This window comes from Citrobacter amalonaticus (assembly GCF_037053465.1).
Taxonomy (GTDB): Bacteria; Pseudomonadota; Gammaproteobacteria; order Enterobacterales; family Enterobacteriaceae; genus Citrobacter_A; species Citrobacter_A amalonaticus_H.
Genome location: NZ_JBALIF010000004.1, coordinates 145,808 through 159,970 on the forward strand (window position 1 = coordinate 145,808; position 14,163 = coordinate 159,970).

The 14,163-nt window shown below is 54.3% G+C and carries 9 protein-coding genes; 2 read left to right on the top strand and 7 right to left on the bottom strand.

The window, feature by feature from the left end; genetic code table 11:
• Window positions 1-18: 18 nt before the first annotated feature.
• The 6 genes from WB371_RS08465 to mocA all read right to left on the bottom strand — a co-directional run bounded on the left by WB371_RS08465 (window position 19) and on the right by mocA (window position 10,666).
• A complete protein-coding gene (locus tag WB371_RS08465) occupies window positions 19-1,419 on the bottom strand; it encodes an NCS2 family protein (RefSeq protein ID WP_336219628.1) in 1,401 nt (466 codons plus the stop codon).
• A 166-nt stretch (window positions 1,420-1,585) separates the two neighbouring features.
• Window positions 1,586-4,456 carry a molybdopterin-dependent oxidoreductase Mo/Fe-S-binding subunit gene (locus WB371_RS08470; RefSeq protein WP_336219629.1) on the bottom strand — a complete coding sequence of 957 codons (2,871 nt, stop codon included), beginning with the start codon at window positions 4,454-4,456 and terminating at the stop codon, window positions 1,586-1,588.
• On the bottom strand, window positions 4,453-5,232 hold the full coding sequence (gene ygfM / locus WB371_RS08475; protein ID WP_336219859.1) for a molybdopterin-dependent oxidoreductase FAD-binding subunit: 780 nt from the start codon (window positions 5,230-5,232) through the stop codon (window positions 4,453-4,455). Before ygfM ends, WB371_RS08470 begins: the two co-directional genes overlap by 4 nt.
• 45 nt (window positions 5,233-5,277) lie before the next feature.
• A complete protein-coding gene (ssnA, locus tag WB371_RS08480) occupies window positions 5,278-6,606 on the bottom strand; it encodes a putative aminohydrolase SsnA (protein ID WP_336219630.1) in 1,329 nt (442 codons plus the stop codon).
• Window positions 6,607-6,608: 2 nt separating this feature from the next.
• Entirely contained in the window at window positions 6,609-9,713 is a 3,105-nt protein-coding gene (gene ygfK / locus WB371_RS08485; RefSeq protein ID WP_336219631.1) for a putative selenate reductase subunit YgfK, read from the bottom strand.
• A gap of 380 nt (window positions 9,714-10,093) precedes the next feature.
• Window positions 10,094-10,666, bottom strand: coding sequence for a molybdenum cofactor cytidylyltransferase (gene mocA, locus WB371_RS08490; protein WP_336219632.1), 573 nt, complete (start codon window positions 10,664-10,666; stop codon window positions 10,094-10,096).
• Between the two features lie 48 nt (window positions 10,667-10,714).
• Between mocA and yqeC the strand changes: the two genes are divergently transcribed.
• Together yqeC and yqeB are read left to right on the top strand one after the other, a co-directional pair.
• A complete protein-coding gene (yqeC, locus tag WB371_RS08495) occupies window positions 10,715-11,482 on the top strand; it encodes a selenium cofactor biosynthesis protein YqeC (protein ID WP_336219633.1) in 768 nt (255 codons plus the stop codon).
• A 47-nt stretch (window positions 11,483-11,529) separates the two neighbouring features.
• Window positions 11,530-13,155, top strand: a complete 1,626-nt coding sequence (yqeB, locus tag WB371_RS08500; RefSeq protein ID WP_336219634.1) for a selenium-dependent molybdenum cofactor biosynthesis protein YqeB — start codon at window positions 11,530-11,532, stop codon at window positions 13,153-13,155.
• Between the two features lie 59 nt (window positions 13,156-13,214).
• On the opposite strand, the gene arcC is transcribed toward yqeB, so the two are convergent.
• Window positions 13,215-14,147 (bottom strand): carbamate kinase, encoded by a 933-nt coding sequence (gene arcC / locus WB371_RS08505; protein WP_336219635.1) that lies wholly within the window; start codon window positions 14,145-14,147, stop codon window positions 13,215-13,217.
• Window positions 14,148-14,163: the final 16 nt, after the last annotated feature.

Genomic DNA, 14,163 nt, shown 5'->3' on the forward strand with positions numbered 1-14,163 from the left:
GGTAAAACTCCTTTATGATTAATTCGTTTCTTCTACAGAGGCGATACCCGGCAGCACTTCTTCTGGGCGGTAGCTTCCGGGGAGAATGATGTTCAGCAGAATGGCCGTCAGGCCGCCGGCGCAGATGGGGTTTTCCACCAGCACATAGATTGAAGCAGGTAAGATTTTGAAAATTTCAGGGTCGTAGGAAACGCCCAGTCCAAGCCCCAAAGAGGTGGCGACAATGAGCGTTTCACGCCGTTTAAGTCCGTTAGTGATGATGATGCGGATCCCGGCAATCGCAATCATCGAGAACATCAGCGTCATCGCGCCACCCAGCACGGCCGAAGGGATCGTGGTAAAAAATCCGCCAATCATTGGAAAGAGTCCAAGCAGGACCAACATGACGGCAATCGCGCGACCAATATAGCGAGAGGCGACGCCGGTCATCTGAATGACGCCGTTGTTTTGCGCAAAGGTTGTTAATGGCAGTGACCCCATCGCAGAGGCAATAACGGAGACCAGTCCATCTGCCAGCACGCCCCCTTTCAGACGTGACTGATATTCTTCTCCCTGAATGGGGCGTCGGGAGACCATGGCAGTCGCCGTAATGTCGCCCACCGCTTCCAGCACGCTGAGCAAATAGATGGTGCCGACGACGAGGAAATGATGGAAATTGAACTGGAAGCCGTACTTAAAGGGGAGCGGAATGGTCACCAGCGGCAGGTTACGCAGACTGCTGAAGTCCACCATGCCAAGACAAAGCGCGACGATGTAGCCAACGCACAGACCGATCGCGATACCGCCCATTCTCAGCAATGGACTGCGGCAACAGTTGAAGCCGATCACCACAATCAACACCAGCAACCCGACGCCGATGTTCTCATAGTTCCCATAAGTGCCGCTGCTTTTAGCCGCAAATCCGCCGCCAAAATCGATGATGCCAACTTTGATTAGGCTCAGGCCGATCATCAGTACCACAATACCGCTGACGGTAGGGGTAATGACTCTGCGCAAATAAGGCAGAATGAAAGAGGATCCCACCACCAGAAACGCGCCGACAAAGGAGACGCCAAGCAGTGACGACATAATGAGTTCTTCGTGAAAACCGTCGCTTTTCATACTGCTGCCAAGGGCGATCATCACCGTGACAAACGAAAAATTCACCGACTGAATCGACAACAAGCCGGAGCCGACCATGCCATAGCGATTAACCTGTAACCAGGTGCCAATGCCGGAGGCAATCATCGCCATAGAAACCAGATAGGCGGTGGTTTCTGCGGAGAGTTGCAGCGCGGTGCCGACGATTAACGCGGGTGTGACCATGGGGACAAAAATGGCCAGCAGATGGGTGATCGCGCCAATCAGGGTCTGGCTAAAAGGGGGGCGATCTTCCAGTTCGTAAATCAGATCTGAGCCTGCACGTGATAGATCAGACATCCCTTCACTCCTTAATAAGTAAATTTGATCATCTGAATCAGCAGAATTAAATTCTGCGAAATTGAGGCGCAGGTTGCCCTGAGAACGGCTTATCTCATTTCCGCAGACGGCATTTAATCATTATTGAGTCATGGAAGTGGGCCGCTCGCGCGGCCCACGCACGTCGTTACACTTTTTCCAGGGCGGTGAGTATTTTCTCCGGTGTGAAATGCCATTCCCGCAACCACACGCCGCATGCATCATGAATGGCGGTGGCAATCGCAGGCGCTGCGCCGTTAACGCCAATTTCAGAGATGGATTTGGCGCCAAAAGGCCCAACCTTGTCATCGCTTGGCACCAGTACGGCACGAAAGTCTCGTGGAATATCGCCGATTTTTGGCGCGCCATAGCTGCGTAAATCGCGGGTCAACGGATGGCCTTCTGCGTCATAGAGGATCTCTTCGGTCAGGCTATGGCCGATGGCCCGCATCGACGCACCATAAATTTGCCCCAGCGCTAATTCCGGGTTAACGGGAGTGCCGCAGTCCAGTAACGCGTAGAACTTGTCGAGACGAATTTCGCCAGTGCGGGTATTCACGGCCACCTCGACGAAGTTTGCGCCATACGGGAACGCGAAATCCGCGGTGATATAGCTTGCTGTGGCGACCAGTGTTCCAAACCCCGTTCCTGTCTCTGCTTTATGGGCGATGTCGGCGTAACTCACTTCTCCCCGTTTGCCGCGAACGACGCCAGGGGAGACCAGTTGAACGTCATCGACAGGTTCGCCCAGCATCTGCGCGCCATGAAAGCGAATTTTCTCATGCAGGTTCTCTGCGGCTTTTCGTGCCGCATTGCCTGAGAAGCAGGTGCCGGAAGAGGCATAAGCGCCTTTGTCGAATAGCGCATGATCGGTGTCGCCAGAGATGACATGCACCTCCTCGGGGGCGCAATGCAGCACCTCTGCCGTCAGTTTGGTCACCACGGTATCCAGTCCGGTGCCGATATCCGCGCCGCCAGAGTGGACGATAAAAGTGCCGTCGGATTCCAGTTTGATCATGCAGTTCGCCTGATCGATATCCGGGATCCCCGATTTCTGCATGATAATGGCGACCCCGCGACCGGTGCGCCAGTCACCGTTCTGTGGTTTGGGCGATGACCAGTCAATCATCTCGCGCCCCTTACGCAGAATGGCTTCCAGCGCACAACTGGCGGCGGAAGGAACGGAAGTCGGCGCTTTGCCTTCGCCGATCGCGCCGAGTATTTTCAGTGCCTGACCTTCATGAACGCGGTTGCGCTCGATCATGTCCAGTAGGTCGATTTTCAGTTGTCCGGCAAGTTCGGCTAACGCCATGGTCATCGCGAATGTGCCTTTGGGCGCGCCATAGCCCTGATACGCACCGGTAGGACAAATATTGCTGTAGTACGTGGTGACCTGAAAATCGACATTGTCGCAAGGGTAGAGCGGCAGGGAGAGCGCCGGACCGTTGCACGGCACGGTGAGCGAATGGTTACCGTAAGGCCCGGTATTGGCGCGGAAATCCATTTTTACCGCCGTCAGCCGACCGTCTTTCTTCGCGCCAAGTTTAACCGTAACTTTCGCGACATGACGGGAGGTATTGGCAATAAACTCCTCTTCACGGGTATAGCGGAAGTAGACCGCACGCCCGGTGACGCAGGTGGCCCAGGCACAAACCTCTTCCAGCAGGATATCCTGTTTGGAACCAAAGCCGCCGCCGACGCGTTCTTTGATGACGTGGACCTTGTGCTGCTTCATGCCGACGAGTCGGGCGACCTGACGGCGAAGATGCCACGGCACCTGGGTTGAGGCATGAATAATCAGACGATCGCCGTCCATACGGGTAAAACAGATGTGAGGTTCCGCCGGGCACTGCTGAGCCTGGGTGGACGTGTAGGTACGTTCAATGATCACATCCGCGTCGGCAAACCCTTTTTCCATGTCGCCGATATGTCCGTGAATACTGGCGGCAATATTTTTCCGGGGGCGCGCGCCAATCGGGAAGTTGATGATCATGTGTTCGCCACGCCGGGCGGCGTGACGGTTATCGTCTTCCAGCGTATCGGGCGCGCCGGCAACATAAATGACCGGTTCATCGTGAACGATCGGCGCATCTTCCGCCATCGCCTCGTCAATCGACATGACCGGTTTTAACACCTCATATTGCACATCGATGAGCTTAAGCGCTGCCAGGGCGATCTCTTCGCTTTCCGCCACCACCGCCGCAACGCGATCGCCAACGTGACGCAGCTTTTTACTGAACATCCGCCGGTCAAGCGGAGAGGGCTCCGGCGCGCTCTGACCGCCGGGCGTATAGTACACATCGGGACAGTTGCGATGGGTGATAACGTGAACCACGCCGGGCAGCGCCTCGGCTTTACTCACGTCAAGAGAGGTAATTAGCGCGTGAGGATGTGGGCTGCGCAGCATTTTAATCACGCAGGCGTCAGGCGTGATGCGGTCTTCCACATAGCAGGGTTTGGCCTGGACCATTTTGGCGGCATCGGTTTTCGGCCAGGGTTTGCCGATGACCGCCAGGTCATCGCGAAAAGAGGGGGCGACGGCAAGGCTGGCCTGTGGATTATTTTTGCGCGCCACCGCCAGTTCAACCACCTGATAATACTGCTGCCAGCCGGCATCGCGGCTGAAAAGACCAGACAACGCATCGTCGATATCTTCACGGCTGGGAAGCGCAATACGTTCAAGGAGATCGGTGATAATCAGGGCGGCGGCCGGATCGTTATAACCTGATTGCACGACACCGACATCGACCATTGCCTGCTGGACCAGGCTCAATTCATTCCATTTGCCTAACGATTCGCTGGTGCGGATCTCCGCGTTGTCCAGTTGGGCGGCTATCAATAATGACGCATTGACGATACGGCCATTAAACACAATTGCGTCTGAACCTGCGAAACCGAATCCGTCGTCACTGTTGCGTACCGAGTGCATTCCCAGGCTAAACAGCAGTTTCTGAACGTTTTCGCCTGGGTTAATCTTCATTTCCTGGACAGTACCGTTCAATGTGAAGTGAATCATCATACAACCTCCTCCCCGCTCATCAGGCAGTCGGCGTACAGATCGGCCACCACCACACCTGTGATATAGCGTTTATAGGCAGCGCTGCCCCGAATATCGTCCTGTGGGAAAATTGCGCCAGCGATGGCTTTTTCCAGTTCAGCGCCTTCCAGCCGCCGTATTTCCACATCACGCAGGCGTTGCGCTTTACCTGTCACGCCATCAACCGCAATACAAGGCCCACTGTGCTCTGTTAATGCGACAGCCGCCGTGACAACGGTTAATCCAGCCTGTGAGCGACTCACTTTGCGGGTGGCACAAGACCGGAAAGGGTCTTTAATGATAATTTCAGTCAGCAGGCGATCGCACGGATCGGCGAGGTAACTTTCCAGCGACAGCGTTTCACCATCACCAAAAACCAGTTGGGCATCCAGTGCCAGCAGTACGGGGAGTAAAACGGACTCTTCCTGTTGCGCCGCAATTTCTCCACCAAGCGTTGACTGATTGCGTAAATGGCGGGAGTAGATAAAACCGATGGCGTCCCGAAGTGCCGCCGGGAGGTAGCGCGCGTCATGTAACGGTTGCAGACGGGTCATCGCCCCAATGCGTAAAGCGCCATTGTCCCAGTCTATCCAGTCGAGTTCCAGATCCTGCAATGAAATGGCAATCTGTTTCCCGGTACGCGAAGGCGTAGCGTTAAGTTTGCTGCCCCCGGCAAACCAGACGGCGTCATCCCGGTAACGACGCTTCAGCTCCAGCGCCTGGTCAACGGAGTCGGGTCTGAAAAATTGTTCAATCATCATTCATTCCTCATCATTCCCTTTCTGCTCAGAAGAGGGCAGGCGTTATGCCAGTGCATCCATCCGACGCCACATACTGGCGGCGGCTTTCCTGGCCTGCGCATAAATTGACTCACAATCGAAAGTGAACTGGCGATCCTCATAGACCATCACGCCGTTCACCATCACGCTATGCACGCTGCCTGACCCGAGGCCGAAAGCGATATGCCCGGCCACGTTCTCCGCGATCAATGGGGTAGGTGAGACATAGTCGAAGAAAGTGAGATCAGCCTTATAGCCCGCCTCCAGTCGGCCAAAGTTTTCGCCGAAATTGCGCTGTAACAGTTCATTGCCGTTCGCTAACGCTTTCGCAAAACTGTCCGGCCAGAGCGGGCCGCCAGCATCACGATGTTTGAAGAAGGCAAATTTCATCTCTTCAAGCATGTCAGAGCCAATACCGTCCGTTCCCAGCGCCAGATTACGAATCTGGGTCAGGTGGTGGTTGTAACCCACGTGGTTATTCATATTGGAGCGGGCGTTGTGGACCAGGAAAGCGTCCTGCTGATTCAGTGTCGCGACATCCTCAGCAGAGAGGTACAGGCCGTGGGCCACGAGTGTTTTGCGATCGATAAGATCGTACTCTGCCAGCCGGAGCAGCAAATCTTTACCGTACCAGTGATGGCTATGGGAGACGTCGTAGCGATCTTCCGCAGCATGAATGTGTAACCCGCGCCCGGTGGAACGGATCGCTTCATGCAGCATCTCCAGCCCCACGTCGGGCACTGTAAACGGCGCGTGGGCGCCAATATGCGCTTCCACCAGATAAGGCTCAGCGCCTTCTTTTCGCGCATTATCTATCTGGCGAGCGAAGCGGATATTCTCTTCAACACCTTCCTGTAACTCTTTGATTCCCGTATTGCGATCGGTCGTTTCAAAGCAGGTCATTGCCCGCAGACCCACTTTTAAAAACGCGGAGCGCAGCGTGGAGAGCGAGCCCTGTATGTAGCCTGGAGAGGCATGATGATCGATGACCGCAGTACATCCGCTTTTAATCGCCTCCATTGAGCAAATCAGCCCGCTGTAGTAGAGCGACTCTTCATCCAGCGCCCGATCCAGACGCCACCACAGGTTTTTCAGCGTTGAGATAAAGTCAGGGCAGGGGGCGATCTTTGCCTGAATGCCGCGTGATAAGCCGGAGTAAAAATGGTTGTGCGCACAGACCAGCCCTGGCATCACAATCCGACCGTGCATCTCTTTCCATTGTGCCTGCGGATAGCGCTGCGTCAGGCTGTCGCCAACGTCAACAATCACATCTTTATCAATCGCGATATCCACGCCTTCCAATACGCTGGCCGGATGGAGTTGTACAGCGGTGACATTTTTCAGAATCAACATGGTTACACCTCCACGCGGCCTAACAGGTAATAGTGATGCTGGTGGACATAGCTGATGATGCGGCACATATCGTCCAGTTCCGGTGGAACACTGGCGAACGCCCCATCACTGCTGATGGTTAATTCCCAGCGCTGGCCATTGAGCCGAACGTGGACGCGCTCGTTTTCGACCAGGAAACCCGGATTCCTGCTGTTGTCGAAATCCTGGGGCAGACTAAACAGCGTCACTTTGTCCTGATACGGCTTACCTTGCCATGGGCAGAACTGGGCGCAGTTGCCGCATTCGTTGCAGTAAGCGTCCAGATGCAGCGTCTGGAAACGGTTCTGGAAACCCGGAACGGGAATGGAGACATTGGCGCGGTTCGGACAGACGTCCACGCACTTGCTGCAAACGTAGTTGCATTCCAGACAACGGGCCGCCTCCTGCGCGACAAAGGCATCGCGGTTGTCTTTATCCACCATCGCGACGGAAATATCCCCTTTACGCTGGTAGATTTCTGCGGGGCTGACATTATTCCAGTGCTTCCCGGCATGGTGGCTGCGGATATTTTCCCGGTAGAGAATGGTATCCGTTGCCCGACGGGCAGAGTTTATTGCCGCGACAATAGACGACGGGCCTCGTTGAACGTCGCCAATCATGAAGACGTTACTGAGACGGGTTTCTCCTCCGCTGTTCACTTCTGGCCAGCCGTGGCTATCAAGCGGTACGCCCATGCCGTTTAAGGCGTCAGTATCCTGCTGTTCACCAATAGCGGTTATCAGACTATCCGCGTGCAGAGTCACCGTTTCTTGCGTTTCAACTGGACGGCGACGTCCTTTCTCATCCGGTTCGCCGAGCGTCATGACGCGCAGGGTTAACGAGCCGTCAGCATCAAAGCGTTCCGGATTGTTCAGGAAGCGGAACTGGACGCCTTCGTGCAGGGCTTCTTCATACTCTTCACGCCATGCGGGCATCTCGTGCAGCGAACGACGGTAAACCACCGTGACATTTTCCACGCCGGGTACGCGCAACGCAGCGCGGGCGCAGTCCATGGCGGTGTTGCCAGCGCCGACGATAACCACCTCTTTACCCAGCGTCAGAGTGGTTCCCTGGTTGTATTCGCGCAGAAAAGGGAGTGATTTCCAGATATTTGGGTTGTCGCCGGAAAGGGGGACGCCGCTGTTTTTATCCGTACCGGTCGCAATCAGAACGTAATGGAACCCCTGATCTTTTAAGCGCTGTACGGTCAGATCAGGCGCGCAGCCATATTCGAACTTCACGCCATGATCGGCGACAAAATCGATATCGTGCTGGATGAGTTCTGCCGGAATACGAAACTGTGGAATGATATTTTTCACCACGCCGCCAGCGTTGGCTTCACGCTCAAAGAGCGTCACCGGATGTCCGGCCCGGGCCAGGAAATACCCCGCCGCCAGTCCGGCAGGACCTGCGCCGATGACGGCAACAGGGTGGCGTGAGCCCGAGCCAGCCGGTTTATGCCAGCGTCGTTTGTACTCTTCCCAACCTTTTTCCAGCGCCACTTTTTTCAGTTCGCGGATATTAAGGGCGCTGTCGTAATCAAGACGGGTACAGTTGTACTGGCATTGATGATCGCAGATATGACCGGTAATCGCCGGAAGGGCGTTTCGCTGATAAATCAGCTCCAGCGCGTCGGCGTAACGCTGTTCACCCAGCAGACGAATATACTCCGGAATGTCCTGTTTGATGGCGCAAGCGGTCACACAGGGTGCGACGTAGCAGTCAGTCAGAGGCAGGCCGCCCGCGACCTCGATCCTTTCTTCGGGTTTCCAGTGCTTCTGGGTGTAAGCCATCGTGATCGCGTCGTCTGCGAGTCGATTCAGACGCGCAACGTCCACTTGCGTCATATTCCAGGCATCGGAGGATTCCAGTTCGCGCATGCAGGCGCTAAGACGCAGGTATCCCCCCGGTTTCAGCAGGTCGGTCGCCATGGTAATCGGGCGAATTCCGGTATCAAAGATGTCGCGGATGGTCATCTGGCTGGCGCCGCCGGAATAGGAAATGGGTAATTTGCCGTCAAACGCGCGGGAAAGCACCGCTGCCACATTGATCGAGAGCGGGAATAATGCTCTGCCGGACATGTACATCTCTTCGCCAGGGAGCGCGCCTTTATTATTTATGGTGCCCAGGGTGTTGGTAAGTTTGACGCCGAAACCGAGCGATTTTTCTTTTGCCAGCGTCATCAACCGTTGCAACATCTCCAGCGCCTGATCGAGTTTCAGGTCATGATCAAACGATTCTTCTTTCAATCCGACATAATCAAACCCGCAACTATCCAGAATGTCGCGGACTCGCTGATAACCCAACAGCGTTGGATTAAGTTTCACAAAAGTATTCAGCCCTTTTTCTTCCAGCATATAGCGGCAGATGGCTTCGATTTCATGTGGCGGACAGCCGTGCATGGTGGAAAGCGTAACGCCCTGTACCATTTTCGCGGGAATTCGGTCGGGGAGAGCTTGTAGACGTTCCCGGTGCAGGGTGAGTCCGTGGCGGGCCAGCAGGGTTTCATCCGCCAGCCATTGCTGAAGCGTGGCGCGATATTGTGCAAACTTAGGATGTGCCGACGCGTCCATCATATTGTCGATAAACTGCTGCATCGGCGGTTGTTTAATCCCGTCAAGATTGTAGCCAACGCTCATGTTAAAAATGAACGATTTGCCTGCGCCGGAAGTCGTGGGGTGCAGCAGTTGTTCCAGTAAGTGCAGAACGAACCAGGCTTTGAGGTACTCATCCCAGGCTTTTAACAGGGTGAATTCAGTGGACCACTCGGTGTTAAAGCACTCATCCTCCGCATCAATGCAGGGCTTTTCCAGTTCCAGGCGATCGAGAATTTGTACGGTTTTAAGTTCGATGAATCGCCCGCCCGCCAGCCAGGATGTGATGATATTTTGTGCCAGTTGGGTGTGCGGACCCGCGGCGGGACCGACGGGGGTGGCACAGGTTTCACCGAATACGTTGAGTGATTTCCCTTTCTGTGGTGAATAAAATTGCTGTTCCGGGATACCAAAGATTGAGCGTTGCTGTTGGTATTCCTCAAATACGCGCGTCAGTAGCTCCTCAAACGGAATCGGACGCATTATATCCCCCATAACCCTCTCCTTAACGTTTACATGTCGTCCTTCAGTTCGCATCAATGCAATGTGAAGGATGTCGTGTATATCAATGTCATTGGTTGACCGGGATCGATTAAAACCGGCGGTTTAGAGAGACAGAGCAACATTCGCACCACTCTGACAAAGTGATGCGATGAAAATAAAATTTTGTGAGGGGGTTCTAAAGTTAACGCCACTTTGTGAAATATCTCACAGCGGCTAAATGAGAATTATAATCAGCCGAAGGAGTTGTGGTTTTTGGGTATTTCACTGTTGCCTTTTATTTTCTCAAAATTGCTCTCTTCTTATCATTATGATAAGGGCGATAGGATGGCAGTGAATATTTGAACGCAATCGTTTAACCTTGTCAGAAATAATCAGGGTTGCCGATTTTGTGCATGAAAAAAATCCTCCGGGGTGTCGATATCCAACGTAATTCTGGGATCGTTTATTTCAACGATACGGTGCTTTCCACGTAATAATGCCGCGCGCATTGTGTTGACATCGGGCCCGGATATCGCCTGCATCAGACATTTTCTTGAGAGTAAAATGGGGTGTCCGGGTTGGCCTTTGTAGCAAGGGATAATGGCGTTTTCATCGCGTAACGCCCAGATTTTACGGAAAATATCGACATGCACCTCCGGCATGTCGCCGTGTGTAATAAAGCAATGTTCACTGCGAACGGCGGTAGCGGCGACGTTTATCGACGAATATAATCCCTGGGCATAATTTGGGTTGTAGGTAATAATGATATTGCGCTGATTAGCATAGCGGCTTTGCAATTCGCTGGCGCGATATCCGGTGACTAATATAACTCTGTGACAGAATTGCAGCGCATTTTTGATACTTGCATCAAGAATTGTCCCCCCCTGCCAGGGTAACATCATTTTCCATTTTCCCATTCTGGATGATAATCCTGCAGCGGTAATTATACAGTCAATAACAGGCATAACGATTTCATTCCGTCCGTCAGATATGGTGTCGCTTATGAGAGGCTTATGAGTATACCGGATGATGCTTCTTTAATTTTTGATTTGGGCGCACAGAAACGGCCAGCCGTTATTTCCGTTGTGGGGGCGGGGGGGAAAACCAGTACGCTTTTTTGGCTTGCTCGCCGCTTTCATTTATCCGGTCGGCGGGTATTCATCACCACCACTACGCATATGTTTTTGCCTGACACATCCTGGCCAACATTGTTTTGTCGGCAACCTGCCGGATTGCCACATCATTGGCTAACCCAGCCCATCATCACCTGTTTTCATTCGTGGAAAGCTCCCCTGGGGAAAGCGCGGGGATTCGCGCCAGCGGCAATCGATGCGTTAGCCAGACGACAGGAATGTGACGTAATTCTCGTCGAAGCCGATGGCGCGCATGGAATGCCGTTAAAAGCGCCAGATGAGCACGAACCTTGCATACCTGAAAGCAGTTGCTGCGTGATTGCCATCATGGGGGGACATCTTCTCGGGGAATATCCGGGACCAGATAATGTGCATCGCTGGCCGCTGTTTGCCGGCATCACTGGCCTGACAGAGGGAAACCGACTACGCCCCCGGCATCTTATCCGGTTGGTTCAGCATCCGCAGGGGGCGTTCAAAAACGCGCCGCCAGCCAGTCGGCGAATCTGGTTCATCAATCGTTTTTCTCAATCTGAGAATACGAAGGATGAAAGAGAGTGGCGGCTTCCGTTGTTACAGGGAGATGTGGATGCCATCTGGCTGGGAAATGCTCAGGAGTCCCCCGCAATCATGCGCAGATTTGTGAGATAGCGACGCCGGAAAACGGGCTGACTGAAAGGATATCCATCGAGGTTCTTATGAATATTTTCACAGAGGCTGCAAAACTTGAAGAGCAAAACTGCCCCTTTGCGCTGGCGCAGATTGTCGATAGCCGGGGCTCTACGCCTCGCCATTCGGCACAGATGCTAGTGCATCAGGATGGATCTGTCATTGGAACGATTGGCGGTGGAATGGTGGAGCGTAAGGTGATCGAGGAAGCGCAACAGGCGCTACGTGAAAGAAAACCGCGCATGTTTCATGGTCGAATGGCCCGCAATGGCGCCGATGCCGTGGGGTCAGATTGCGGCGGCGCAATGTCGGTCTTCATCAGCGTTCATGGTCTGCGCCCGCGACTGGTGCTCATCGGTGCCGGGCATGTGAACCGGGCGATTGCCCAGAGCGCAGCGCTGTTAGGCTTTGATATTGCCGTGGCGGACATTTATCGCGATAGCCTGAATCCGGATAATTTTCCTCCTTCGGTACACCTCTTACATGCTGATTCTTTTGCTGCTGCGGTGGATGCACTGGAGATCCGGTCAGACAACTTTGTGCTTATCGCGACGAATAATCAGGATCGGGAAGCGCTGGACAGGTTAATCGAACAGCCTATTGCGTGGCTTGGTTTATTAGCCAGCCGACGTAAGGTGCAACTGTTCCTGCGCCAGTTGCGTGAAAAAGGTGTCGGTGAAGAGCATATCGCCCGTCTGCATGCCCCCGTAGGCTATAACATTGGTGCCGAAACACCGCAGGAGATTGCGGTGAGCGTATTGGCGGAGATCCTGCAGGTTAAAAATAATGCCCCCGGTGGATTGATGATGCGAGCGGCGCACCCATCGGGCCATCAACGCGTCGTGATCCGGGGGGCGGGGGATATCGCCAGTGGTGTGGCGTTGCGCCTGTTCCATGCAGGTTTCAAAGTGATCATGCTGGACGTGGAAAAACCGACGGTTATTCGCCGCAGTGTGGCGTTTGCCCAGGCGGTTTTTGACGGTGAAATGATCGTCGAAGGCGTGACGGCGCGTCTGGCAACGACATCGGCAGAGGCGGCGGCCTTAGCCGATCGCGGTTTTATACCGGTCCTTATTGATCCTGCCGGTTCACTGATTGACGCGTTGAAACCGGTCTGCGTCGTTGATGCCATTCTGGCAAAACAAAATCTGGGAACGCGCAGAGAGATGGCGCCGGTGACCATTGCGCTGGGGCCGGGGTTTACCGCGGGCCAGGACTGCCATGCGGTGATTGAAACGAATCGCGGACACTGGCTGGGGAAGGTGATCTACTCTGGCTGCGCGCAAGAGAATACCGGCATTCCCGGTAATATCATGGGGCATACCGCACGACGGGTGATCCGTGCGCCTACCGCAGGTATTATGCGCGCCAGGGTGAAATTAGGCGATCTGGTGGAAGAGGGAGAGGTGATCGCCTGGATCGGAGAAAGCGAAATTAAAGCGCCTCTGTCTGGCATGGTGCGCGGCCTGTTAAGCGATGGACTGGCTGTGGTGGGGGGCTTTAAGATTGGAGATATCGATCCGCGTGGTGAGACGGCTGATTTTACCAGCGTTTCTGATAAGGCGAGAGCCATTGGCGGCGGTGTGCTGGAAGCGCTGATGATGTTGATGCATCAGGGGGTAAAATCGACGAGCGAGGTGCTTGAGGTCGCGTAAAGCGCGTTGCCGGAGACGCTTGCAGTGTCATCCGGCAACTTACGGGATAAACGCATCCATTACTGGCAAATCACGGTTCCCGTTTTTCCTTCAATCCCTTCTTTCGCTTTGCTCAATACCGTAATGAGCGCTTCCCGACCCTGGCGGGAGCGGGCAAACGACGCGGCGGCTTCCACTTTTGGCAGCATAGAGCCTTTGGCAAAATGGCCTTCGTTGATAAAGCGCTCTGCATCGTTCAACGACAGGCGGTCCAGCCATTGCTCATTTTCTTTACCAAAGTTAATCGCCACTTTTTCGACGGCAGTCAGGATGATGAGCATATCGGCGTCGATCATTTCTGCCAGACGGGCGCTGGCCCAGTCCTTGTCGATCACCGCACTGGCGCCGCGCAAGTGGTTGCCTTCACGAATTACCGGAATGCCCCCGCCGCCAACGGTAATCACCACCTGTCCGGCGTCAACCAGCGCTTTGACGGACGCTTTCTCGATGATGTCCACGGGTCTGGGGGATGCGACAACGCGACGATAGCCGCGACCAGCATCCTCTTTGAGCGTATAGCCTTGCTTCTCCAGTTGTTCTGCCTCCTGCCTGGTGAAGAATGAACCGATGGGTTTGGTGGGATTGAGGAACGCGGGATCGTTGGCGTCGACTTCTACCTGTGTCACCAGCGTCACCACGGGTTTGTGCATGCCGCGTGAGAGCAATTCTTCGCGCAGCGCGTTTTGCAGATCGTAACCGATATAACCCTGACTTAATGCCACACAGACGGACATGGGCAACATGGGCGAGTGCGCTTGCGTTTTTGACGCCGCCTCAAATGCCTGATTAATCATTCCTACCTGCGGTCCATTGCCATGAGTCACTACCACTTCATGGCCTTGCGCAATTAAGTCGACGATGGCCTGGGCCGTGATTTTGACGGCCTTCATTTGTCCGGCCAGATCGTCACCCAGCGCATTTCCCCCCAGGGCGAGAACTATTTTTTTCCTCATTTTTCCTCACTTATCC

Excerpts from the sequence above, each read along its gene's own strand:
- WB371_RS08470 (WP_336219629.1), bottom strand. The coding sequence starts at position 4,456 with ATGATGATTCACTTCACATTGAACGGTACTGTCCAGGAAATGAAGATT.
- yqeC (WP_336219633.1), top strand. The coding sequence starts at position 10,715 with ATGAGTATACCGGATGATGCTTCTTTAATTTTTGATTTGGGCGCACAG.
- ygfM (WP_336219859.1), bottom strand. The coding sequence starts at position 5,232 with ATGATTGAACAATTTTTCAGACCCGACTCCGTTGACCAGGCGCTGGAG.
- mocA (WP_336219632.1), bottom strand. The coding sequence starts at position 10,666 with ATGCCTGTTATTGACTGTATAATTACCGCTGCAGGATTATCATCCAGA.
- WB371_RS08465 (WP_336219628.1), bottom strand. The coding sequence starts at position 1,419 with ATGTCTGATCTATCACGTGCAGGCTCAGATCTGATTTACGAACTGGAA.
- ygfK (WP_336219631.1), bottom strand. The coding sequence starts at position 9,713 with ATGGGGGATATAATGCGTCCGATTCCGTTTGAGGAGCTACTGACGCGC.
- yqeB (WP_336219634.1), top strand. The coding sequence starts at position 11,530 with ATGAATATTTTCACAGAGGCTGCAAAACTTGAAGAGCAAAACTGCCCC.
- arcC (WP_336219635.1), bottom strand. The coding sequence starts at position 14,147 with ATGAGGAAAAAAATAGTTCTCGCCCTGGGGGGAAATGCGCTGGGTGAC.
- ssnA (WP_336219630.1), bottom strand. The coding sequence starts at position 6,606 with ATGTTGATTCTGAAAAATGTCACCGCTGTACAACTCCATCCGGCCAGC.